Here is a 23,522-nt window from a genome sequence, read left to right on the forward strand (position 1 = left end):
TTTTAGAAAAGTGTATATTTGTGATATTATGAATCATAAAGTATAACTGATAAATAATTAGGTGCGATGGATGATAAATTGAATATATTGTGGACCACTGATAACAGAGACACCATTTTTAATATGCTCTCTATGTATGCGATAAACTCTGTTAATAGAGGTTGGTGGAAGCATCTGAATATTATTCTTTGGGGAGCATCCGTGAAGTTGGTAGCTAATGATACCCAAGTACAAACTGAAGTTTTGGAAATGATACAAACTGGTATAACTATTGAAGCCTGTCAAGATTGTTGTGAAACATTTGGTGTAACTTCGATTATAAAGAATCTAGGCATTGATGTTAAATATATGGGTGCACCATTTACTCAATATATAAAAGATGGAGAAAAGATTCTGACTATTTAGATTGTTGCTATTAAATTTAGAAAGTGGACCAATGGGACATACTAATATCATGCAAGCTGAAGAAAATGATTTGGTAAACATTTTATCTTTGCAAAAGAAATCTTTTATGGTGGTGGCCGAACGAATGAATAAATTCGATCTTCCCCCTTTGTTGCAAAATCAGGATGAGATTTGTGATGAGTATCAGACAGGCATTATTCTAAAATACGTATCAGATGATGGACAGATTGTAGGTTCTGTCAGGGGATGTATGGATGAAAATAGAGTATGTCATATTGGTAAATTGATAGTGCATCCCGATTTTCAGAATAAAGGCATAGGTAGAGAACTTATGACTGAAATAGAACGATTATTTCCTCACTGTCATAAGTTCTCTCTTTTTACGGGCGAAGAGACACCCAATACTTTGCATCTATATAGCAAAGTCGGTTATAATATTGTATGTAGAAAAGAAATGGAGGGTATCAGCATGATTATTATGGAAAAAGAAAAACTTACTTATAGAGATTTTACGTCTGACGATTTAGAAACTGTTTGTAAATTACCTCGAAACAAGCAGGAACTGTTTTTTATGTTTCCTAAAGCTGATTTTCCTTTAACAATCGATCAATTAAAGAATACAATAAAAGATAGATTTGATTCGACTGTTGTTTTATTTAATAATGAAGTAGTAGGGTTTGCAAACTTCTATGAGGTAAGAGAATCTCAATATTGTGCTATTGGAAATGTAATAGTAAGTCCTTGTTTTCGTAATCGTGGCGTTGGTACATTTCTGATAAATACTATGGAATATATTGGGAAAAAGAAATATAATGTATCGGAGCTTCATTTGTCTTGCTTTGATACTAATACGAATGGGCTTCTGTTATATACTAAATTAGGATATAAACCCTATGAAATAGAGAAGTACATTAATAAGGAAAACGAAGTCTCGGCTTTAATAGAATTGAAAAAAGTGCTGTGATTCGAAATAAATCACTTATTTGATTCTGTTATCTCCTGAAAGTATGATAACTTAAAAAAATGCGAGAAGTATCTATGACTGACTATAACTTACAACGATTTTTAGATGCTCAGCGAGGGGATTATGAACAAGCCCTTGCAGAAGTTAGAAACGGGCGGAAATATTCCCATTGGATTTGGTATATATTTCCTCAACTGAAAGGATTGGGCATGAGTTATAATTCACAGTATTATGGTCTTAGCGGCAAAGAAGAGGCTGAAGCATATCTTGCCCATCCAATTTTGGGAGAAAGACTGCGTGAAATAACGTCTGTTTTTCTTCAATTGAAAAATAAAACGGCGCAGGAAGTTTTCGGTCCGTTAGATGCGGTGAAAGTATTGTCATGCATGACGCTTTTTAATGAAGTTGCTTCGGATGATTTGTTTCAGCAAGTGATCGACCGTTATTATCAGGGTAAAGTGGATGAGACAACAAAAAGAAAATTGGAATAATAACTAATACTAATTTATATGGGCTGTTTAATGAATCTATTATGGCTGTTGCTTGGTGGTATCTTTACCGCTGTCGAATACCTCATTTCGAGTTTATTGATGATGCTGACCATTATCGGCATTCCTTTTGGAATGCAAACATTGAAGTTGGCCGGACTTGCTTTATGGCCTTTCGGTAAAGAAGTCAGAAGTGGGAACCGTTCCGGTGGCTGCCTCTATATATTGATGAATATCCTGTGGATATTTCTGGGTGGCATTTGGATTTGTCTGTCACATTTGGTTTTCGGGGCTATATTGTGCATTACCATTATCGGAATCCCTTTTGGATTGCAACACTTCAAGTTGGCAGCTTTGGCATTATCACCTTTTGGGAAAGACATTGTAACAGTGTAAGAGTAGTTGGGAGAGAGTATGCTTATAATTAAAAGTTATAATGCATAATTAGAAACTATTGGCGGGTCTTGATTGTTTACCGTACCTTTGCGCCCGGAAAACAATTAAAGATAAAAAGATATGATTTCAACAGCTACAAAAACTTTGCAGTCAAATAATAAAATGATTTATGTTGCACTGCTTTCCACTCTGACTTTTTTCCTGTTTTTAGACTATATTCCGGGATTGGAAGCATGGTCGGCTTGGGTAACTCCTCCGGTTGCTTTGTTCCTCGGACTTATTTTTGCATTAACTTGCGGACAAGCGCATCCAAAGTTTAATAAGAAAACATCGAAATATCTGTTGCAGTATTCAGTAGTAGGACTGGGATTCGGTATGAATCTTCATTCTGCTTTAGCTTCCGGTAAGGAAGGTATGGAATTTACGGTTATTTCAGTAATCGGAACATTGGTGATTGGCTGGTTCATCGGACGTAAGTTATTTAAAATAGACCGGAATACAGCTTATCTTATCAGTTCGGGAACCGCTATCTGTGGCGGTAGTGCTATTGCAGCAGTGGGACCGGTGTTGAAAGCGAAGGACAGTGAAATGTCTGTGGCATTAGGTACAATCTTTATCTTGAACGCTATTGCACTTTTCATTTTTCCTGCCATTGGTCATGCATTGAATATGGATCAACAACAGTTCGGAACATGGGCAGCTATTGCCATTCATGATACCAGTTCTGTAGTAGGTGCGGGAGCTGCCTATGGAGAAGAAGCATTGAAAGTGGCTACTACTATCAAATTGACCCGTGCTCTTTGGATTATCCCGATGGCTTTTGCTACCTCATTTATATTCAAGAGCAAAGGACAAAAGATCAGTATTCCATGGTTTATCCTCTTCTTTGTATTGGCATTGGTGGTAAATACTTATTTACTGGATGGAGTGCCACAATTAGGAGCAGCTATCAACGGTATTGCCCGTAAGACTTTGACGATAACTATGTTCTTTATCGGTGCTTCTCTTTCTATTGATGTTTTGAAAGCTGTTGGAATTAAACCTCTGATTCAAGGAATATTGCTTTGGGTAATTATTAGCTTGAGTACATTGGCATACATTTATTTTGTATAAGAGAGATAAAAGAGAGAATGATATAAAAGAGAAAAGGTGGGAGAATGATCGTAAACGACTTTCTCCCACCTTTATTTATTTAGCTTTCAGTTTACGGATAAGCAGATTCAAAGCGAATTATTTCTTCTTCAATTCTTCAAAAATCAGTCCTTCCAGTTCTTCTGCCAGTTCAGGATTATCCATAATGCATTGTTTAGCAGCATCACGTCCTTGTCCTAGCTTGGTGTCGTTGTAACTATACCATGAACCGCTCTTCTTGATGATCCCTAAGTCAGCACCCAAGTCGATGATTTCTCCGGAGTGGGAGATACCTTCACCGAACATGATGTCAAATTCAGCTTTGCGGAAAGGAGGCGCTACTTTGTTTTTCACTACTTTCACTTTGGTCAGTTTACCAAGAATCTCTTCACCATCTTTGATGGGTTGGCTGCCACGGATATCCAAACGTACAGAAGCATAAAACTTCAAAGCGTTACCACCGGTAGTTGTTTCCGGGTTACCGAACATAACACCGATCTTTTCACGCAACTGGTTAATGAAAATGCAAGTCGTACGTGTCTTACTTACTGCAGCTGTCAGCTTACGAAGTGCCTGAGACATCAAACGTGCCTGAAGACCTACCTTATTGTCACCCATGTCACCTTCGATTTCCGCTTTAGGAGTCAGTGCGGCTACAGAGTCGATAACGATGATGTCGATAGCAGAAGAACGGATCAGTTGTTCTGCAATTTCCAAAGCCTGTTCTCCATTGTCCGGTTGAGAGATATAAAGATCATCAATGTTCACTCCCAGCTTAGATGCATAGAAACGGTCGAAAGCGTGTTCGGCATCAATGAAAGCAGCGATACCGCCAGCCTTCTGCGCTTCAGCAATGGCATGAATAGCCAATGTCGTTTTACCGGATGATTCCGGGCCATAGATTTCGATAATTCTACCTCTTGGGTAACCTCCAACGCCAAGTGCCACGTTCAAGGCAATAGAACCTGTCGGGATCACTTCTACTTGTTCAACACTATTATCACCCATTTTCATGATAGAACCTTTACCGAAGCTCTTTTCTATCTTTTCCATGGCAGCCTGTAAGGCTTTTAGTTTTTCGCTTGATGCCATTTTATTATCTGTTTCAAAATTAAGTTCATCTTTCTTTGCCATACCTTATCTAATATAATTAATGGAGTTATTGATTTAAAATCTGTGAGGCATGTTCCTTGGTCTTCACTTCTTTTGGAGTGATAATCCGTTCTACGATTCCCTCTTCATTAATCAGGAAAGTAGTGCGGAAAGTACCCATGTAAGCACGTCCGTACAGTTTCTTTTCTCCCCATACGCCAAACTCTTCCACTAACTTTTTGTCAGTGTCGGCAATCAGGGTAAAAGGAAGATTGTTCTTTTCGATAAATTTCTGGTGCGACTTTTCATTGTCTACGCTGACACCGATTACTTCATAGCCGGCTTTACGTAGTTCGGAATAGTTGTCGCGTAGATTACACGCTTGTGCGGTGCAACCCGATGTACTGTCCTTCGGGTAGAAGTACAACACAATCTTTTTTCCTTTATAAGCACTTAAACGGATTTCTTCGCCTTTTTCATTGATGCCTAAGATTTCCGGTGCTTTATCTCCTACGTTTATCATAACTATCTTTTTAATGAACAGGTCTACTCTTATAATTCCAGATTTTTGTCGAACTCTTCATGCCAGGGAAGACCTTGCTTATTGAGTTGTTCCATAAACGGATCCGGATTGAACTCTTCTACGTTGTTTACACCCGGGCGTTTCCACTCACCTTTGAAGAACATCATGGCTCCGATCATTGCCGGAACTCCGGTGGTGTAGCTCACTCCTTGCATACCAGTTTCCCGGTAAGCTTCCTGATGGCTGCAGTTGTTGTATACATAATAAGTACGTTCCTTGCCATCTTTCAAACCGCGGATACGACAACCGATAGAGGTTTCTCCTTCGTAGTTTTCTCCTAAATCCTGCGGGTTAGGCAATACAGCTTTCAAGAATTGCAGCGGCACAATCTTCACTCCGTTGTAATCAACTTCGTCGATTCGTGCCATACCGATGTTTTGGATAACGCGTAAGTGAGTTAAATACTCTTGTCCGAAAGTCATCCAGAAACGTGCACGTTTGATGGTCGGGTAATGTTTCACCAATGACTCCAGTTCTTCGTGATAAAGAAGATAAGAATCACGGGGACCGATGTTCGGATATGTCAGGTCTTTATGGATTTCCAGCGGACCGGTAGTTACCCATTTGCCATTTTCATAATAGCGTCCGTTCTGCGTAATTTCGCGGATGTTGATTTCCGGATTGAAGTTCGTAGCAAATGCTTTATGATGGTTACCCGCATTACAGTCTACAATGTCCAGATATTGAATCTCATCAAAATAATGTTTAGCTGCATAAGCGGTATAGATGCCACTTACTCCCGGGTCGAATCCGCAACCGAGAATAGCTGTCAGACCTGCTTCTTTGAAGCGATCGTGGTAAGCCCACTGCCAACTGTATTCAAAGTGAGCTTCATCCTTCGGCTCGTAGTTAGCGGTGTCCAGATAGTTCACTCCAGCTTTCAGACAAGCTTCCATAATAGTCAGATCCTGATAAGGGAGAGCCACATTAATCACCATTTCCGGTTTGAAATCGTTGAATAAGGCTACCAGCTCATCTACATTGTCTGCATCAACTTTAGCTGTTTTTATATTGGGGTTACCTATTGCCTCGACGATTTTATCGCATTTCTCTTTCGTACGGCTGGCAATCATGATATCTGTAAATACATCGGCATTTTGTGCCACTTTGTGCGCAACGACAGTGCCAACACCGCCCGCACCAATAATAAGAACTCTACCCATTTCGTTAATTGCGAATTAAAATATTAAGAATATTGGAATTGTTAGCTTTGCAAATATACGTGATTATTTTCAGATAATCATTCGCAGCTACTCCTTTTTATTTGTAACGCTGCAAGGTTCCATTTTCAAATTCCAGTGTTTTGCCATTGTAGAACCAAGTTTCGAAACGATTGTCTTTTTTCAGCTCGATTTCTATCGGATCACCAATGGATAAACGACATTCCACTGTACTCATGCCCGTTTCCAGATCTCCCCGGGAGATAATCTGCCAACGATTTTCTGTGATACCCGGATATTTTTTATGTATATCTTCGAATCCGAAAAAGTCTTCGATATAATTTTCATTTCTGACGATAACATCATATTTCAGATCGGTTTCCAATTCATAGATTGCTCCGTCCTTGTCTTCTAATGAGAGAACAGCCAGACTGCCGGGAGGAGATAATCTAATATCTTTGATTTGCAGAACTGTATATCGGGGCAGGTGAACGCGTGATTCGGTCTGCTTGTTTTCAAAAGATATGATTCTTTTGGCTGGCAGCACCTTTTTAGGATAAACTGTCATTCCCATATATTTGTTTTTCAGGCTTTCGATAGTGCCCAGGCTCTTATTGGTGAAACTGAATGCATTTGAGAAATATTTCATTCTCTTTTCTCCTTGAAAATCATTCAGGTCCATGCCGGAGTTTGTTCGTGAGAGGGCAACTTCCAGATAATAAGAATGTCCCTGTGTGTCTTTGAATACGATTTTTGCCGGATATGCCTGACTGCCGACTCCGATAGCGGTAATCGTTGCTTCCGTATTGACGGGAATGGCTATATCCCGGTAGCCGGAATAATTGTTGGCATCGTCTATCCGGACACTTTCTGCTTGTATATAGACTGTTTTTCCTACCAACAGCTCTTTTGCTGTATCCACATCTTTCAGATAAACCAATCCGTTGATGCCGGCACGGGGAGCTTTTTCGGAGATCTCCTCCAGCCGCATATTCTTTATCTCATAATAATATTTTCCTCCCTCACATTCGAAGATGAAGCGGGTGGAGTAGTTAGTCCCGTTGGAGATATTTTGAGCTTTCTCTTCAGTTCCTGTGAAAGTGAGTATTTTATGTTTCAGCAGGCTGTTGTCTACCCCTTTCTCGGTGTCATAGCTGGAAAGGGTGGGAAGGAACATGCTCCGTGGAGATGGAACGAACATAAATTTCATTCCGGGTGTCCATTTGCCCAGCGGTAGCAGCGGAAAATTACTCCTGATAAACTGTTCTTCTTGACCTACAGGGATTTCCTGTGCGGAAGGAGTAGTGACGATATAATCGCTTTGAGCTGTGATAGGAGGCGTAACACAGCAGAATAGAATCAAAGACAGGACAATTATTCTCATATTTGTTTACTTTAAGTGAACTATGTAAATTGTTCGTTTGTTGTATATTTATTGGCAAATGTATATATTTTATGTTGCATTGGATATTATTTCCCAATCTTTTGATATCTTTGCCCCCGATTTTAACTTAAACGTTATAACAATATGAAGAAAGTATTTGTTTCAATTTGCATTGCTGGTGCAGCACTTGCAATGTCTTCGTGCCGTTCGGTTGAGAAGGCAATTCCCCTGTCATCTATCAATGGTGAATGGAATATCATAGAAGTCAATGGCTCGAAAATAACTCCGGGCGAAAGTAAATCCCTTCCTTTTATCGCTTTTGATACAGCAACCGGTCGTGTGTCCGGCAATAGCGGCTGTAATCGGATGATGGGTAGCTTCGATGTAAATGCGAAGCCGGGAAGTCTTGAACTTACAGGAATGGCTAGTACCCGGATGATGTGTCCGGATATGACTACTGAAAATAATGTATTGAATGCTTTTGCGCAAGTAAAAGGATATAAGAAGGCAGGTAAAGACAAAATGTATCTTTGCAATTCGTCCAACCGCCCGGTTGTCGTTCTACAAAAGAAGGAGGCTGATGTGAAACTTTCGGTTTTGAATGGAGAATGGAAAATTAAAGAAGTGAATGGTGAGGCAATTCCTTCCGGAATGGAAAAACAACCTTTCATTGCTTTTGATGTGAAGAAAAAGACAATTCATGGCAATGCCGGATGTAATCTGATTAATGGCGGTTTTGAAACCAGTACCAGTAATGCCAAATCTATTTCTTTCCCGGGAGTAGCGAGCACAATGATGGCTTGTCCGGACATGGAAACAGAAGGTAAGGTGCTGAAAGCTATCAATGAGGTGAAGTCATTCGATGTGTTGTCCGGTGGTGGCATTGGCTTGTATGATGCAAATGGCGCATTGGTCATCGTGCTGGAAAAGTAATAAATAGATTATCTATATATAGGATATGCCTGTGTCGCACATGATGACACAGGCATATTTTTTTTTTTTCATCGAACCAGAGCCGTCTGCATTTGTTTAAAGAAACAGTTGCTGACTGGCTTTGAATATGACTATGTCAGCAGTGTCTATTTATTAAAACTGTCTTTTTGGCAGATATTATGTCATGCATTCGTATAATTTCCTTTTGGCACACGGTTTGCTTTTTAGTAAGCGTCCGTTCGCGACGAGGCTCGCTGATAAGAGCCGGAGAAACAACCGGACAAAAAGAAATCATAGAATAAATAATAAATAAAAAATAACGATCATGGGAAAAATTATTGGTATTGACTTAGGAACTACAAACTCTTGTGTTGCCGTATTTGAAGGTAACGAACCTGTAGTAATTGCAAACAGTGAAGGTAAACGTACGACTCCTTCTGTTGTCGCTTTCGTAGATGGCGGTGAACGTAAGGTAGGAGATCCTGCAAAACGTCAGGCTATTACGAATCCTACACGTACAATCTTCTCTATCAAACGTTTCATGGGTGAAACTTGGGATCAGGTGCAAAAAGAGGTGACTCGTGTTCCTTATAAAGTAGTGAAAGGTGACAATAACACTCCGCGTGTTGACATTGACGGACGTCTGTACACTCCGCAGGAAATCTCTGCTATGATTCTTCAGAAGATGAAGAAGACTGCTGAAGACTATCTTGGACAGGAAGTGACAGAAGCAGTTATCACCGTTCCTGCATATTTCTCCGACTCTCAACGTCAGGCTACTAAAGAAGCCGGACAGATTGCCGGTCTGGAAGTAAAACGTATTGTAAACGAACCGACAGCCGCTGCTCTTGCTTACGGTCTGGATAAGGCTCACAAAGATATGAAGATTGCTGTATTCGACCTTGGTGGTGGTACATTCGATATCTCTATCCTTGAATTTGGTGGTGGTGTGTTTGAAGTACTTTCTACAAATGGTGATACTCACTTGGGTGGTGATGACTTCGACCAGGTAATCATCAACTGGTTGGTACAGGAATTCAAGAATGACGAAGGTGCTGACCTGACTCAGGATCCGATGGCTTTGCAACGTCTGAAAGAAGCTGCAGAAAAAGCTAAGATTGAGCTTTCTTCTTCTACAAGTACAGAAATCAACTTGCCGTATATCATGCCGGTAGGTGGTGTGCCTAAGCACTTGGTGAAGACTTTGACTCGTGCAAAATTCGAATCTCTGGCTCACGAATTGATTCAGGCTTGTCTTGAACCATGTAAGAAAGCAATGAGCGATGCAGGTTTGAACAATGCTGATATTGATGAAGTAATCCTTGTTGGTGGTTCTTCCCGTATTCCGGCTGTTCAGAAGTTGGTAGAAGATTTCTTCGGCAAGACTCCTTCTAAAGGTGTGAATCCGGATGAAGTGGTAGCTATTGGTGCTGCTGTACAGGGTGCTGTTTTGACAGATGAAATCAAAGGTGTAGTATTGTTGGATGTTACTCCGTTGTCAATGGGTATCGAAACACTGGGTGGTGTAATGACTAAGTTGATCGACGCTAACACTACCATCCCGGCTCGCAAGAGTGAAACATTCTCTACTGCTGCCGATAACCAGACGGAAGTTACTATCCACGTATTACAGGGAGAACGTCCGATGGCTGCGCAGAACAAATCAATCGGTCAGTTCAACTTGACAGGTATTGCTCCGGCTCGCCGTGGTGTTCCTCAAATTGAGGTTACATTCGATATCGATGCCAACGGTATCCTGAAAGTATCTGCAAAAGATAAGGCTACTGGTAAAGAACAGGCTATCCGTATCGAAGCATCCAGCGGTTTGAGCAAGGAAGAAATCGAAAAGATGAAGGCTGAAGCTGAAGCTAATGCTGAAGCAGATAAGAAAGAACGTGAAAAGATCGACAAGCTGAACCAGGCTGACAGCGTAATCTTCTCTACTGAAAATCAGTTGAAGGAATTGGGTGATAAGTTGCCTGCTGACAAGAAAGCTCCGATTGAAGCTGCTTTGCAGAAATTGAAAGATGCTCACAAGGCACAGGATTTGGCTGCTATTGATACTGCTATGGCAGAAATCAATACTGCTTTTCAGGCTGCAAGTGCTGAAATGTATGCACAGAGCGGTGCACAAGGTGGAGCACAGGCTGGTCCTGATATGAACGGTGGTGCCGGCCAGCAAGATAACAGCAAGCACGGAGATAATGTTCAGGATGCTGACTTCGAGGAAGTCAAATGATTCCGATAAGAAACTAATTTATAATAAATTAATAAGAAAAAAGCGTGCAGCTCAATGAGTTGCACGCTTTTGTACTTTTGTATTTTGGGGATTCATGGTTGTTATCTTACAAAGAAAGAACCAAATCTGCTAAAAGAACGGCTGTTTCTGATTCATTTTTTTGTGCATCTTTGGGCTTCCATGCTACAATGAACCGTACAGATGCGGATTTCACCTTATAACCTCTTTCTTCCCACTCTGATAATGTGTCTTGCATTTTTAATGATAACCTTGCTACAGGTTTATTAGTTGATGAGCTATACAAAAAGAAATCATTATAATTCAAAGAATCTCCACCTCTTAATGCTAAAACTTCCTGCTTACGTTCTTTGAAGAATCCTAGATAGACATCTTTATGAGAGAGTTGTAGTACAATTTCTTCGGGCATGTCATACTGTCGTTGGTCGACAAAATATCGGTCTGTACTTAAACGATTAAAGCAGTCACCGTTCGTATGTATAAACAGCCGGTTTTTCGCACGAGTTATTCCTACATAGTATTTGCGCATCAGATAGGCATCTTTTGAATAATTATCAGATACTAGTATATACACGTCGTCAAACTCTCTACCCTTGGCTTTGTGAATGGTTGATACCACTACTTCTGCTCCTGAAACATCACAAAAGTCTTCCACCGATGATTCAAATACAAACTCTTTGAAGTCACAGAGGTATTTTGCTTTGTTGGTTTGTTCAAACTGCTCTACACAACGCTTTACATATGTCAGACTTAGACTACCATCATAAGCAGAAAAGGTTGCATGTTTGGCTTCCTCCCATAATTCTTCTGGAATTAGAGGCGTTTTTGCTCGTTTGTCTATGTACCGCAAGAGATACCTTATTTCGGCCATATTCCAGAAGCGCAAACCGTCCATCGACTGTATTAATTTGCTATTTATGCCATGTTTCCGCAAAAGAGCCATCAGAATAACAGCCTCTTCGTTTGTTTGGGTGAGTACACACGAAGTACCTTTGTCTTTATGTTGAAGTAATTTTTCAACGAGCGGCTGATACATATACTTTGATTGATGGCGTGTTACTTCGACCCACCCCTCTTCTTTTCTCATGGAGATAATTGGCGTACTTTTTATTCTTTTATCAATGGTTCTCAAGAATCCGTTGGCAAAATTCACCGGATGGTGTGCACTGCGGTAATTTTCGGTCATCTCGACAAATTTACTTCCGCTTTCTTGTGTTAGTCGGTACATATAGTCGGAATCAGATCCACGGAATTCATAGATGTTTTGGTCATCATCTCCCACTGCTATCACACGCATTTCCTCGTTGTTGGCCATCAAAGCCCTTAACAGTGTATATTCTTCGACTCCCATATCCTGAGCTTCGTCTATGACCAGTACCGTCTTGCCTATTTTGTTTGGCTCTACTTCTCCTTGACAGATCATTTCGGCTGCTTTTGCAACGACACTTTTTGCATCTTCAAGATTTCCTATCCGCCCCAAAAGGTCGAAACAATAGGAGTGGAATGTCTTTATTTCAATAAAATGGGCTGCATTGCCTATCAATTCCATGAGTCTCTGTTTGAATTCAGTAGCCGCTGCCCTTGAAAATGTCAACATCAGAAGTTGCTCGTGTTTTACGTCTTCAAGTAGCAGAAGTGAAGCAAGTTTGTGAACCAATACTCGTGTTTTTCCGCTGCCTGGTCCGGCTGCAACCACAATGCAACGTGAATCCTTATCGGAAATAATCTCCATTTGACGTTTGGATAGCTGCCCGAACAACTGCTTGTATTTCTGTGGCGTCAAGTTACGTTGTATTTCGCTTACTCTGTCCCCTTTGAAGTATTTTGTAATAAACTTCCTGTAATCCATTTGGAAATAGTCTTGAACATATCTCAGGGCTGTGTTGTAATCCCTAACCATCAGATTAGCATATTCGCCCACAATATGTACTTGCTGAATCTTCTGTTTGTAGAATTCGTTGAGCATCCGGTAATCATCCTGCTTGTATCTCGATTTGTTGTCCTTTATTCTTTGGATATTCATGGCGTTATAAAGAACCAAGAAACCGCCTTCAAGTTTTAGCGCACCGATTTTTGATAAGTACAGAAGTGCTTCTTCCACGTCTTCCAATTGAATGTCATCAAGTCCGCCAAAAAGGGATTGGGGGCTTGATTTTATTTGATTCAGAAGTTCTACTACAGAAAATTGGATAGCCTTATTGGGTGAATTTCCCGTTTCCGTATCTGAGGCGATCCTGTATAGCCATTCTATGGCGAAACGACTTATTTCCAATCGTTTTTCAAAACGCTTGATGGTTGATTCCAAGTCTGCCTGACGACTTATTTCTATATTACGAACTGCATCCTCTTTTTTGCGGGTATAGCCCTTGACGGTGAGGAAATAGAGTAGTGTCCGAATATCTTTTTCTTTGGATGTATTGATCCCGTTGTTTACTGCATTGTCATTCAGTTGCTTGCATGATATTCTCAAGGACTCGTCAGGAATATGGCTGAGGATATATTGTTCAAGTTTTGCAAAACGTTCGAGGAGTGTTTGCGACTTTCGTTCCGAGTCACCTGCATCCAGTAAATAAGCAGATATATCTTTGCTGTCTGCCAATATGCCTTCTTGTCGCATTCGTTCCACTACGGATATTACTTCTCTTTTGCTTATTCCCAAAATGTCTGCCAGATAATCAATCCGTGACTCTGCTTCTGAATCTTGGGCTTTGGCAATGTGTTTTTGGGATATCAATGATTTGATGATTCGGACTGCCTTTTCTATTTCGTCACGGTCGAAGAGTAATGACATTGATATACGCTTTCTTGCTTCATCCATATTCTTTACCGTGATGCCTGTGGCATATACGTGAGGCACATTATTTCCTCTTATCAAGTATCCACTTTGTTCCAAAGCTGCTAATGCTGTTCGTACACGGGTTTCAATATCAGATACCGAATCGTCCCATCCTGCCTGCCGGGCAATTTCCAATGCAGAACAGCTGACTTTCATACGTTGTCTGGTAAGGTCTTTTATGGCTTTCCATACCTGTTGTATTTCACTGATGCTTAGTTTTGTTTGGTTTAATAGTATAAAATGCTTGTCCAAATCATTGTCACTATAAAGCACATAACAACGCGCGCTGAGGCTGGGATCACGACCGGCTCTACCTGCTTCTTGAACGTAGTTCTCCAGCGAATCGGAAATGTCATAATGTACGACAAGACCGACATCTTTTTTGTCGACTCCCATACCAAATGCAGACGTAGCTACGATGATGTGTACTTGGTCATTCATGAATGCGTCTTGGTTGGCAATTTTTTCATCTGATTCCATTTTACCATTGAAAGGTAGTGCCTTATAACCGTCACGAGTCAATTTGGTTGCCAGTTCTTCAGTCCGTTTGGTACGTGATACGTAAATGATTGTCGGACAATTGGATTCAGCCACAAGTTCTCTTAACTTTAAATATTTATCATTGTCACTATCGGCATGTATGACGGAATAACGCAGATTTGTTCTTGAGGCTGTTGATGCGAATAATTCTAAGTCTAAATTCAATGTTTGTTTGAAATAGTCGCAGATGTCTTGTACTACTTTTTGTTTTGCCGTAGCCGTAAAGCAGGATACGGGTATTGGATTCTTGCATTTTTTCTTTTGCTGGTATTCCCGGATGAATTTACCTATGTAGAGATAGTCAACCCTGAAATCCTGCCCCCATGAAGAAAAGCAATGCGCTTCGTCTATCACAAATCTTACAACATGGCGTGCTATCAATATTTTCTCGATAGTTTTTGAACGAAGCATTTCGGGAGATATATACAAAAGTGAGGCTTCTCCGTCTTGTACTCTTTGTATGGACAGTGCTCTTGTGATGGGGTCTAACATTCCATTTATGGTCACGGCATCCGTGATGCCTCTATCGGCAAGGTTGTCTACTTGGTCTTTCATTAGTGACTGCAAGGGGGAGATAACAACCGTAAGCCCATGCACAGAACGTCCTGCCATGAGTGCTGGTAACTGGAAGGTAAGTGATTTGCCTCCACCAGTAGGAAATATCGCCAGCAACGATTTGCCTTTTACCGCAGCTTGAGCTGCTTGTTCTTGCAGTGGCTCGCCTTCGTATGTTCGAAAGCGTTCATATCCGAAAAATATTTTTAAGTTATGAAGCACGTCCAGTTGCGTATTGCAGTAGTCACAGCCTTCCCGACAACTGGTGTGGCGCAGGAGTTTTACAATAAATTCCACTTCCGGATAATTGTAAAGTACCCATCCGGGAGTGATGGAGCGATAATCAGTAGTATCAATTAGAGCCAATGCGTATGCCAATCCGCATGGATATTGTTCGATGAACATGTCAAGATCAGTATGTTGGCAAATCTTTCCTACATACAGTTTGTTTATAAGTTCAGGTATTCCTTCATTGATATACTCCGCATTCATTATGCTGAGAAATCCCTCAAACTCTTTTTTGCCCTTTAGTAGCGATGCGAATAGTATGCGCTTTTCTTTTGGCAATGAATTCCAGCATGCTATTTCGTCCAGTAACAAGACGTTTGCTTTCTTGCAATCGTTCACCGGATTGTTCATCTGTTCACTAATCAGTTTGTCATCTTTCACAAGCCTGTGGTAAGGGCGTTCCGGGAACAATAAAGGCGAGACATAAAGTGTGTCAACTAAAATCCAGCGGCATGTTTTGTCTGTGAACAGATATTTGGCATCATGATGAATGATATTGTGACCGCAGATGTAGTCTATATCACAAAGAAAATCAAACAATTCATCTTTGGAAGCTTTATGGAATGTCGTGCCATTGTGTAGGAGTGCCCCTATATCATGGATTTTATGATCTTTCAAGCCAACTTCAACATCTACTATGGCATAGTTTGAGGCACTAAATGGTACAGATGTAATTTTATTACCGATGACATTGTTTCTATCCTCAGTTTTCTTGATTCCTATGAGTCTGCTCCATATTGACATATAATAAATTGTTTTATAATTTGAACTTATTATGTATCTGCATCGTTTTCTTATTGTTGTTTGGGTATAATACCCCAATATTACATACAAAGGTAAGGATAAAACTGAATAATCTGTTAAAATGACCGTTTCCTTTTTATTTTTGAATGACTATTATTCTATATCGGAAAGTTCAAAAAAAAGTCTGTACGTTTTTTTTTAGGGAGATTTGTCGAATAAATTTTCAGGTAATGAAAATGTAGCTTATTTTTTAATGCTCCTTCCCGTAAAGCGATATATGATAAAATAATGGAAAGAAGTTTGGGTAAACAAATGTCTTATGAGGAGTTTGCCGTATTTGATTCGCAGAATAAATTACAAACGCGCAGTGCTAAATCAACAGTAGGACCAAGTAAGCCATTCATACGTCCCCACTTTGTAAATAGAATGTTAGATAAGTAAAGCAGATGTATTTCATTCTGGCTTAGATACCAATTACGTTAAGTACAGTATTTTTCTAATCTTTTCCCGGTTGCCCACAATCCAAACGAGATCTCCTAATTGGAAAGTTGTGTCTTTATCCAGGGGAATCAGTTCGTCATTTCGTTCAATAGCTACAACAATACTGTCATGCTTCTCTCCTAAATGAGACTGCGCGATGGTCTGATTTAAAAAGCGGAATTCTTCGTCTACCGTGAAAGAGTGGAGAGTTATCTTTTTATCCACTGCATCCATATCTGATGTATTTTTTACATCTTCTATTCTATTTCTGAATTCCTGTAATTGCGTATCTGTACCAACTACTGTCAATTTATCCTGCGGATAGATGTGTTCAGAGCTTTTCGGTATATATATGTTCAGATCGCCACGAGTGATTGCGACGACATTTACTCCAAAATTTTGCCTGAATGAAAGTTCTCCTAAAGACTTGCCGATGTAATCGGAATAAGGCGATACGAGGATAGATGTCAAATCAAGGTCTTTATCATTGAATTCGCTATTGAAACTTGTTTTTAGCGGGTGCCGTTTTTTAGCTACCTCTTCCCGTCGGTTAAGATTGGAAAGGAATCTTGTTTCCAATCGTGAATATTGCGTGAGGTCTTCCCTAAGAATAAGAATCAATGCTACCACGGCTATGGCAATAATCACACTTATTCCCCAGTTTAGTTTAAAGTAGCTGATGACTACACTAGTGATAAAGAAAAGAGCAACAGATACACGTCCCAGAACTAGGGAAACCAGGCGTCCGTGATTGTAATTCTCGTCTCTCCATAGCTTTAGGAATAATTCCGAAGAGTTGTATTTGTTGGAGATGAGCGCCCATAAAAAAGGAGTCATAAGTAGAAGAGTACCCAGACACATCACCAGGTTGATCCATACAGTGACAGGAGCAAACATTTCGCTGATGGCGGGATAAATGATTTGTATCGACAGCAGCCAAATAGCAGTGAGCAGTACGCTATAGATAACAACTCTCCCAATCATGTTTTTTAGTAATTTCTTCCAGTCACTATCGTGGTTCATGGTCTTCTTGCCGGAAGCATAACGATCTAATGTCTCCTGTACTTTAGTAGGCAATATTTTGTAAAACCATTCGGCAAAAGGATTGGCTAAACGGATAAAGTAAGGAGTCGTGAAAGTGGTGATAACAGATACAGCCACAATGATAGGTGAAATAAACGGATCAAGCACTTTGAGCGAAACACCCAGTCCGGCAATGATGAAAGCAAACTCTCCGATTTGTGCCAGGCTGAATCCGGATTTGATGGAAGTATTCAGTGGTTCTCCGGATAAGAGTACGCCAAACGAAGAGAAAATGGCTTTGCCGATAATGGTAACCAGTGTAATGATGATGACAGGCCAGGCGTATTCTACCAATACAGCCGGATTCACCAGCATACCGACCGAAACGAAAAAGATAGCTCCGAAGAGGTCTTTTACCGGTTGTATGATATGTTCGATGTGTTCGGCCTCGATAGTTTCGGCAAGGATAGATCCCATGATAAATGCTCCCAGTGCTGTTGAAAACCCTGTGTAAGTAGCCAATACTACCATTCCCAGACAAAGACCGAGAGAAACAATCAGAAGAGTCTCGTTATTCATCAACTTCTTTGCTTTTTTGAGAAAAGCCGGAATAACGAAGATACCTATGAGAAACCACAGGATTAAAAAGAAAACGACCTTGAGCACACTTATCAGTAAATCTTCACCTACAAAGTCCTGACTCACTGCCATTGTGGAAAGAAGCACCATCATTAAGATAGCAATCAGGTCTTCCACTACCAGAGTACCGAATACGATACCGGTAAAACGTTGGTTACGCAATTCCAGATCATTGAAGGCTTTGATAATGATTGTAGTGGATGACATAGATAACATTCCCCCCAGGAAAATGGAATTCATGGTGCCCCATCCTAATAATTGTCCCACCAAATATCCAATGAGCAACATACTGATTACTTCGGTGATAGCCGTAATAAAAGCTGTGGAACCTACATTCATGAGCTTCTTAAAACTAAACTCCAATCCGAGTGCAAAGAGCAGGAATATAACACCTATTTCTGCCCATATATTGATATTCTCAATATCTCCCACTGTAGGGAAAATATTAATATAAGGACCTGCCAGCAATCCGGCAATAATGTAACCTAAGACTAAAGGCTGTTTTAGCCATTTGAACAACAAGGTTATGATACTGGCCGATATTAATATCAGCGCAAGGTCGGCAATCAAAGTTGGCAAGTGTGACATTAGGTGTGGGTTTATTTATTATAACATTCCTGATAGATAATATGTTTCCATCTATAAAAAGATGGAAACAATATAATAAATAGCTGCAGCTAAGAGTCCACTGACTGGAATTGTAAGAATCCAGGCAGTCATGAGGCTTTTGGTTACTCCCCAACGAACGGCAGAGAGGCGTTTAGTTGCACCTACTCCAATAATCGCTCCTGTGATAGTATGTGTGGTACTAACGGGGATTTTCAACATTTCCGTAATGTAGAGAGTGAAAGCACCTGCTGTTTCGGCAATCACTCCTTCCAGTGGGGTTACTTTGGTAATTTTTGTTCCCATTGTTTTCACTATCTTCCAGCCACCGGACATCGTACCGAGTGAAATTGCTGTGAAGCACGAAAAAGCAACCCAGTCGGGAAGGTCATTGATACTGTTGATGCCCATGCCCAATCCCATTGAATGAGCGGCTATCATGGCAGCGGCAATAATACCCATTACTTTCTGTGAATCGTTCAAGCCATGTCCGACGCTGAAGAGGGCGGAGGATACGAGTTGTAACCTCTTGAACCATTGCTCGGCTGTGTGGGGATGTGCGCGTCGGCAGATGTAGAGGACAAACAGGGTGAAACCGAAAGCAATGACCATTCCGATAAAAGGAGCCAGAAAGATAAAGGCTGCAATTTTAAGAATGATGTTAAGCTGAATTGCTTCAAATCCGTTTGCCATAATGGCAGCTCCTGCAAAACCTCCGATAAGGGTGTGTGAGGAAGAAGACGGAATCCCTTTCCACCAGGTAACCAGGTTCCAAGTGATAGCCGCTATAACTCCTGCTAATATAATGGGCAGGGTGATATATTGCTCTACCACAGTCTTGGATACTGTATTGGCGATACCGAATCCACCTATTATATATTTGGCAATGAAAAAGGCTACGAAGTTGAAGAAAGCAGCCCATATTACAGCTTGAAAGGGAGTAAGCACCCTGGTAGATACGATGGTAGCTATTGAGTTTGCTGCATCGTGAAAGCCGTTGATATAATCGAATATCAGAGCCAGAATGATGATAGTCACTAATAATTCCATGTGTTCCGGCTTGCTTTATGCGTACTTTACAATCAGGTTTTTGAGAATCTTGCCTACATGCTCTGCGGCATCGGTCGTTTTTTCCAGTTCATGCATGATCTCCTTTATTTTGATAAGTTCAATGCAATCTTTTTCCTCTTCGAAAAGTTTGGTGATAAAGAATTCGTATACATCATCCGCCTGGTTCTCGATTTCATGCAGTTTGGAACAATATTCACGGAGAAGAGTCGGTTTCTTACGGAATGTTTCGAGTTCGTCCATGGCTTTGCATATATAGATCGCTTCCTCCTGAATCAAACGGCTCAACTCTTTGCCATTCTCTGAAATAGGACGGGGATTGTAAATAGAGATTCGTTTGGCACAACTGTTTATTCCGTCGATGACGTCATCCATGCAGGAAGCTAAGTCATGAATATCTTCGCGGTCGAAAGGAGTGATAAAGGTAGTACCTAATTCATCAAAAATCAGGTGTGTCAGTCTGTCGCCTTCCCGTTCCAGGTCTTTGATTTTTTTGTAGTAGTCCGAACGTTCTGTAGGTGAGTCATGTTGCAAGCTTTCTATTAAAACAACTGATGCTTCGCAGAGCACTTCTGATAGCTGTTTCAGTAAAGGGAAAAATTTGGGCTCCTTTGGAGTAAACCGGCTAAAAAAGGAATTTTTTTCATAAGTGTAAAAACTTTAAATTGTTTTTTCTTCTCTATTTATATTAGTAACAAATGAATACAGATTATAGTTTGCTGTTTTTAAGATTTTAGTTTGGCACGTACTACCTCTATAATGGCAGGCAATACAGAGATAAATATGATGGCTACAATCAGTAACTTCAGGTTTTCCTGCACAAACGGAAGGTCGCCGAAGAAATAACCAGCATAACAGAATACGGCAACCCAGAGCGCACCACCAACTAAATTATACATCATAAAATAGTAGTAATTCATCTTTCCCATTCCTGCTACGAAAGGTGCAAACGTGCGTACTATCGGGACAAATCTGGCTAGAATAATTGTTTTCCCACCATACTTTTTATAGAACTCGTGTGTTTTCTCCAGATAACTTTGTTTGAATATCCTGGAGTTGGGATTATTAAACAGCTTTCGACCGAAGAAATGTCCTATCATGTAATTGCAGGAATCGCCTAATACGGCAGCGGCAAATAAGATAATGACAAGTATATGCACGCTGATGGGCATATCGGGTAATGCTGAAATGGCTCCTGCAACGAAGAGTAAAGAATCACCGGGAAGAAAAGGAGTGACCACTAATCCGGTTTCACAGAAGATGATAAAAAACAAGATGGCGTATGTCCAGGCATGATAATCACGCACAATCATCACCATATATTGATCGATATGAAGTATAAAATCCAATAAAAAGTCCATTTTATATACTTTGGTTATTATTGTAATGAAAGAATGTTATAGGCTTCCAGACCATAGTGAATTTTCTTTTCACTCAAATGGTGGATGCAAACAGAAAGTGGGGCATAAAAGACTTGAATTGTCCTATGCCGAAAAAAGATATAAAATGGCTAAATGAGTATGTGTCCTAATGAATAGATATGATATCTATCGGAATATTTAAAAAGATTGGTATAATATGAAAAACCTGTCCATTGATTTTGAGGAAGTTGAATCTTTAGCGAGCTTAGTATGCGGATAGTGACAGAAGGAATATTGAATCTTAGTATTTTTAAGGGAGAGAGGTGGCGGAAGGAAAATGGATTTAAAACGCCGTTATCGTTATTGTAATTTTGCTTTCCGGCGTATTCTTTTGTCTTGACTAGTTTCTGTTCTTGATCCAGTTGTATAATGCTAGCTTTAGAGGTGTATGAATTGGAATAGGTTTGTATGCCGTTACTACCGGCTTCTAACCGGTATGCCTCTTGTGCTTCGTCGGAAATCAGATGGAATCCCCAACACAGAAATACGCCTAATAGTATACAAAATATGTACTTCATCATAACCGCCGCAAAGGTAGAAACTATTTTTATATGAAATACATATTCACAAGCATAATTAACAATTATATCAGTGATTACCGGGAATTATTCTTTGAAGTTGCTTATCGTAAATTTCATCGGAGTATATGTTATCCCATTGGTACATTGTTTCCCGGCAATTTTATCGAAGCCCAGACTTTGATAAAAAGGAATAGCGTATGTGGATGAATTAACCGTCATTTCATTTACCGGGCAATGCTTGATTGCAAAATTGAATAATTGTTTGCCGATGCCTTTACGGTGGTGTTCTTTTCCGATGAAGAACAGGGATAGATGCTTCCCTTCATTCTTCGTTCCCATAATTCCTACTAGATTTTCATTGTCAAAAGCCCCGTAAATCACTAATTCATTCATAAGTTGCTCACTAAAGATAAAACTTTTGAATGAATTCAAACCTTCTTCATCGAAGTCTTCCGCTCCACATTGTATATATACCTCTAATGCTAATGAGGTAGCCCGGTCGTATTCGGTCTTGTCTAATTTGCGTATCATGGCGATTGCTTTTATCATTAATTTGCCGGGAAATTTACTATTAATTCCCGGATATAACATTGGAATATGATTTCTTTTTCTTTTTTTTTGTAAAAGCTGTAGGGTATTTCCAGTCTGAGCGCTCTTATAAATAGAAACGTAATTTATTTACCTTTAAAAAGCATCAGTATGAAGAATGTAGAAAAACACTTGGTTGGATGGCTGTCAGTTTGTTTGCTGCTTTGTAGCTTTCCTGTGTGGGCGCAAGGAGATGCCGGAGATTATCTAACAATCGTTGGTATGGTGAAAGACAAGCAAAATAAAAAAGCTCTGGAGAACGTAAATGTATCTGTGCATGGCAGTAATATCGGCACTGTGACGAATGCGGAAGGAGAATTTGCTTTGAAAATCAAAAAAACAGAAGCGCCGCACGAACTAGAGATTTCACATATAGGTTATGTAAATAATCATATCTCTCTGGAGAAAGAAACACCCTCTAAGTTGACGGTTTGGCTGACACCTCACGCCAACCTGCTGAATGAAGTGGTGGTGTTTGCTGAAAATCCACGTATGATTGTAGAGAAGGCAATCAGTAAGATTCCTCTAAATTATAGTGATAAGCGTGATATGCTGACGGGATTTTATCGGGAGACTGTACAGAAAGGGCGTCGGTATATTGGTATATCGGAGGCTGTGATCGATGTGTCCAAAACAGCCTACACTAATAGAAATACTAATTATGACAAAGTAAGGGTGGTGAAGGGACGTCGCCTGCTTAGCCAGAAAGCGAGTGATACATTAGCTGTCAAGGTTGTTGGCGGCCCTAACTTGAGCATCACTTTGGATGTTGTGAAGAACAAGGGAGCATTACTCGATGTGGAAGAATTGAATAATTATGAGTTCTGGATGGCGGAATCCATGCTTATAGATAACCGTATGCAGTATGTTATTAATTTCCGCCCGAAGGTAATCCTTATGTATGCTCTCTTGTATGGCAAATTATATATCGATCGTGAACGCTTGTCATTTACCCGTATAGAGATGAGTCTGGACATGCAGGATAAATCGAAGGCAACCACTGCCATTCTATATAAAAAGCCTCTCGGTTTAAGATTCAAGCCGCAAGAGCTGTCCTACCTGGTCACTTATAAAGATGTGGATGGAAAAACTTATCTGAATTATATTAGCAACACAATCCGTTTCAAATGTGACTGGAAGAAGAAACTGTTTTCCACAAGCTATACAGTAGCTTCCGAAATGGTCGTGACCGACAAGAAAGAAGGAATGTTGGAGACTATTCCCAACAAAGAAGCCTTCAGCTTGAATCAAATATTCTATGATAAAGTAGACGAATATTGGAGTCCGGACTTTTGGGGAAACTACAATATCATCGAACCTACGGAATCTTTGGAGCACGCAGTGGATAAATTAAAAAAGCAATCGAATTGAAACAGGGATAGTTTTCTTATATTTGAGGTCAATCATAAAGAAAAGCAAG

19 protein-coding genes are annotated in these 23,522 nt (G+C 40.2%); 8 read left to right on the plus strand and 11 right to left on the minus strand.

Features of this window, described 5'->3' with window-relative positions; translation table 11 throughout:
• Window positions 1–66 precede the first annotated feature (66 nt).
• From NXV01_RS12055 to NXV01_RS12075, 5 genes are all read left to right on the plus strand, one after another.
• Window positions 67–405, plus strand: coding sequence for a DsrE family protein (locus tag NXV01_RS12055; RefSeq protein ID WP_148364537.1), 339 nt, complete (start codon window positions 67–69; stop codon window positions 403–405).
• Between the two features lie 31 nt (window positions 406–436).
• A complete protein-coding gene (locus tag NXV01_RS12060) occupies window positions 437–1,369 on the plus strand; it encodes a GNAT family N-acetyltransferase (RefSeq protein WP_258979848.1) in 933 nt (310 codons plus the stop codon).
• A gap of 59 nt (window positions 1,370–1,428) precedes the next feature.
• Window positions 1,429–1,860, plus strand: a complete 432-nt coding sequence (locus NXV01_RS12065; RefSeq protein ID WP_258979851.1) for a DUF1810 domain-containing protein — start codon at window positions 1,429–1,431, stop codon at window positions 1,858–1,860.
• 18 nt (window positions 1,861–1,878) lie between these two features.
• Window positions 1,879–2,253, plus strand: coding sequence for a YccF domain-containing protein (locus NXV01_RS12070; protein ID WP_148364540.1), 375 nt, complete (start codon window positions 1,879–1,881; stop codon window positions 2,251–2,253).
• Window positions 2,254–2,373: 120 nt separating this feature from the next.
• A complete protein-coding gene (locus tag NXV01_RS12075; RefSeq protein WP_148364541.1) occupies window positions 2,374–3,366 on the plus strand; it encodes a YeiH family protein in 993 nt (330 codons plus the stop codon).
• A 117-nt stretch (window positions 3,367–3,483) separates the two neighbouring features.
• On the opposite strand, the gene recA is transcribed toward NXV01_RS12075, so the two are convergent.
• From recA to NXV01_RS12095, 4 genes are all read right to left on the minus strand, one after another.
• Window positions 3,484–4,518: a recombinase RecA gene (gene recA, locus NXV01_RS12080; RefSeq protein WP_148364542.1), complete on the minus strand. Its 1,035-nt coding sequence runs from the start codon at window positions 4,516–4,518 to the stop codon at window positions 3,484–3,486.
• Between the two features lie 25 nt (window positions 4,519–4,543).
• On the minus strand, window positions 4,544–4,999 hold the full coding sequence (bcp, locus tag NXV01_RS12085) for a thioredoxin-dependent thiol peroxidase (RefSeq protein ID WP_004325328.1): 456 nt from the start codon (window positions 4,997–4,999) through the stop codon (window positions 4,544–4,546).
• Between the two features lie 29 nt (window positions 5,000–5,028).
• Window positions 5,029–6,222 (minus strand): saccharopine dehydrogenase family protein, encoded by a 1,194-nt coding sequence (locus NXV01_RS12090; RefSeq protein ID WP_004302080.1) that lies wholly within the window; start codon window positions 6,220–6,222, stop codon window positions 5,029–5,031.
• 97 nt (window positions 6,223–6,319) lie between these two features.
• Complete coding sequence (locus tag NXV01_RS12095) at window positions 6,320–7,603, minus strand: hypothetical protein (RefSeq protein ID WP_259022541.1); 1,284 nt, start codon at window positions 7,601–7,603, stop codon at window positions 6,320–6,322.
• A gap of 144 nt (window positions 7,604–7,747) precedes the next feature.
• On the opposite strand from NXV01_RS12095, the gene NXV01_RS12100 reads away from it, so the two are divergent.
• Together NXV01_RS12100 and dnaK are read left to right on the plus strand one after the other, a co-directional pair.
• Window positions 7,748–8,536: an META domain-containing protein gene (locus tag NXV01_RS12100; protein ID WP_148364544.1), complete on the plus strand. Its 789-nt coding sequence runs from the start codon at window positions 7,748–7,750 to the stop codon at window positions 8,534–8,536.
• Between the two features lie 325 nt (window positions 8,537–8,861).
• A complete protein-coding gene (dnaK, locus tag NXV01_RS12105; protein ID WP_143260363.1) occupies window positions 8,862–10,775 on the plus strand; it encodes a molecular chaperone DnaK in 1,914 nt (637 codons plus the stop codon).
• A gap of 106 nt (window positions 10,776–10,881) precedes the next feature.
• Here the strand turns inward: dnaK and NXV01_RS12110 are convergent, their stop codons facing one another.
• The 7 genes from NXV01_RS12110 to NXV01_RS12140 form a co-directional block, all read right to left on the minus strand.
• Window positions 10,882–15,756 (minus strand): RecQ family ATP-dependent DNA helicase, encoded by a 4,875-nt coding sequence (locus NXV01_RS12110; RefSeq protein WP_259022542.1) that lies wholly within the window; start codon window positions 15,754–15,756, stop codon window positions 10,882–10,884.
• 474 nt (window positions 15,757–16,230) lie between these two features.
• Window positions 16,231–18,486, minus strand: a complete 2,256-nt coding sequence (locus NXV01_RS12115) for a cation:proton antiporter (protein WP_259022543.1) — start codon at window positions 18,484–18,486, stop codon at window positions 16,231–16,233.
• Between the two features lie 51 nt (window positions 18,487–18,537).
• Entirely contained in the window at window positions 18,538–19,554 is a 1,017-nt protein-coding gene (locus NXV01_RS12120) for an inorganic phosphate transporter (RefSeq protein ID WP_259022544.1), read from the minus strand.
• A 15-nt stretch (window positions 19,555–19,569) separates the two neighbouring features.
• Window positions 19,570–20,160: a DUF47 domain-containing protein gene (locus NXV01_RS12125; RefSeq protein WP_259023447.1), complete on the minus strand. Its 591-nt coding sequence runs from the start codon at window positions 20,158–20,160 to the stop codon at window positions 19,570–19,572.
• A 137-nt stretch (window positions 20,161–20,297) separates the two neighbouring features.
• Complete coding sequence (locus NXV01_RS12130; RefSeq protein WP_004305686.1) at window positions 20,298–20,933, minus strand: DedA family protein; 636 nt, start codon at window positions 20,931–20,933, stop codon at window positions 20,298–20,300.
• Window positions 20,934–21,082: 149 nt separating this feature from the next.
• A complete protein-coding gene (locus NXV01_RS12135; protein WP_122136839.1) occupies window positions 21,083–21,514 on the minus strand; it encodes a hypothetical protein in 432 nt (143 codons plus the stop codon).
• An 84-nt stretch (window positions 21,515–21,598) separates the two neighbouring features.
• Entirely contained in the window at window positions 21,599–22,045 is a 447-nt protein-coding gene (locus tag NXV01_RS12140; RefSeq protein ID WP_032843206.1) for a GNAT family N-acetyltransferase, read from the minus strand.
• A 168-nt stretch (window positions 22,046–22,213) separates the two neighbouring features.
• Here NXV01_RS12140 and NXV01_RS12145 point away from each other — a divergent pair, with 168 nt between their 5' ends.
• Window positions 22,214–23,473 carry a carboxypeptidase-like regulatory domain-containing protein gene (locus NXV01_RS12145; protein ID WP_259022545.1) on the plus strand — a complete coding sequence of 420 codons (1,260 nt, stop codon included), beginning with the start codon at window positions 22,214–22,216 and terminating at the stop codon, window positions 23,471–23,473.
• The last annotated feature ends 49 nt before the right edge of the window (window positions 23,474–23,522 follow it).

This window comes from Bacteroides sp. BFG-606, assembly GCF_024788145.1.
Lineage (GTDB): Bacteria > Bacteroidota > Bacteroidia > Bacteroidales > Bacteroidaceae > Bacteroides > Bacteroides vicugnae.

Excerpts from the sequence above, each read along its gene's own strand:
- NXV01_RS12055 (WP_148364537.1), top strand. The coding sequence starts at position 67 with ATGGATGATAAATTGAATATATTGTGGACCACTGATAACAGAGACACC.
- NXV01_RS12060 (WP_258979848.1), top strand. The coding sequence starts at position 437 with ATGGGACATACTAATATCATGCAAGCTGAAGAAAATGATTTGGTAAAC.
- NXV01_RS12065 (WP_258979851.1), top strand. The coding sequence starts at position 1,429 with ATGCGAGAAGTATCTATGACTGACTATAACTTACAACGATTTTTAGAT.
- NXV01_RS12070 (WP_148364540.1), top strand. The coding sequence starts at position 1,879 with ATGGGCTGTTTAATGAATCTATTATGGCTGTTGCTTGGTGGTATCTTT.
- NXV01_RS12075 (WP_148364541.1), top strand. The coding sequence starts at position 2,374 with ATGATTTCAACAGCTACAAAAACTTTGCAGTCAAATAATAAAATGATT.
- recA (WP_148364542.1), bottom strand. The coding sequence starts at position 4,518 with ATGGCAAAGAAAGATGAACTTAATTTTGAAACAGATAATAAAATGGCA.
- bcp (WP_004325328.1), bottom strand. The coding sequence starts at position 4,999 with ATGATAAACGTAGGAGATAAAGCACCGGAAATCTTAGGCATCAATGAA.
- NXV01_RS12090 (WP_004302080.1), bottom strand. The coding sequence starts at position 6,222 with ATGGGTAGAGTTCTTATTATTGGTGCGGGCGGTGTTGGCACTGTCGTT.
- NXV01_RS12095 (WP_259022541.1), bottom strand. The coding sequence starts at position 7,603 with ATGAGAATAATTGTCCTGTCTTTGATTCTATTCTGCTGTGTTACGCCT.
- NXV01_RS12100 (WP_148364544.1), top strand. The coding sequence starts at position 7,748 with ATGAAGAAAGTATTTGTTTCAATTTGCATTGCTGGTGCAGCACTTGCA.
- dnaK (WP_143260363.1), top strand. The coding sequence starts at position 8,862 with ATGGGAAAAATTATTGGTATTGACTTAGGAACTACAAACTCTTGTGTT.
- NXV01_RS12110 (WP_259022542.1), bottom strand. The coding sequence starts at position 15,756 with ATGTCAATATGGAGCAGACTCATAGGAATCAAGAAAACTGAGGATAGA.
- NXV01_RS12115 (WP_259022543.1), bottom strand. The coding sequence starts at position 18,486 with ATGTCACACTTGCCAACTTTGATTGCCGACCTTGCGCTGATATTAATA.
- NXV01_RS12120 (WP_259022544.1), bottom strand. The coding sequence starts at position 19,554 with ATGGAATTATTAGTGACTATCATCATTCTGGCTCTGATATTCGATTAT.
- NXV01_RS12130 (WP_004305686.1), bottom strand. The coding sequence starts at position 20,933 with ATGGACTTTTTATTGGATTTTATACTTCATATCGATCAATATATGGTG.
- NXV01_RS12135 (WP_122136839.1), bottom strand. The coding sequence starts at position 21,514 with ATGATGAAGTACATATTTTGTATACTATTAGGCGTATTTCTGTGTTGG.
- NXV01_RS12140 (WP_032843206.1), bottom strand. The coding sequence starts at position 22,045 with ATGATACGCAAATTAGACAAGACCGAATACGACCGGGCTACCTCATTA.
- NXV01_RS12145 (WP_259022545.1), top strand. The coding sequence starts at position 22,214 with ATGAAGAATGTAGAAAAACACTTGGTTGGATGGCTGTCAGTTTGTTTG.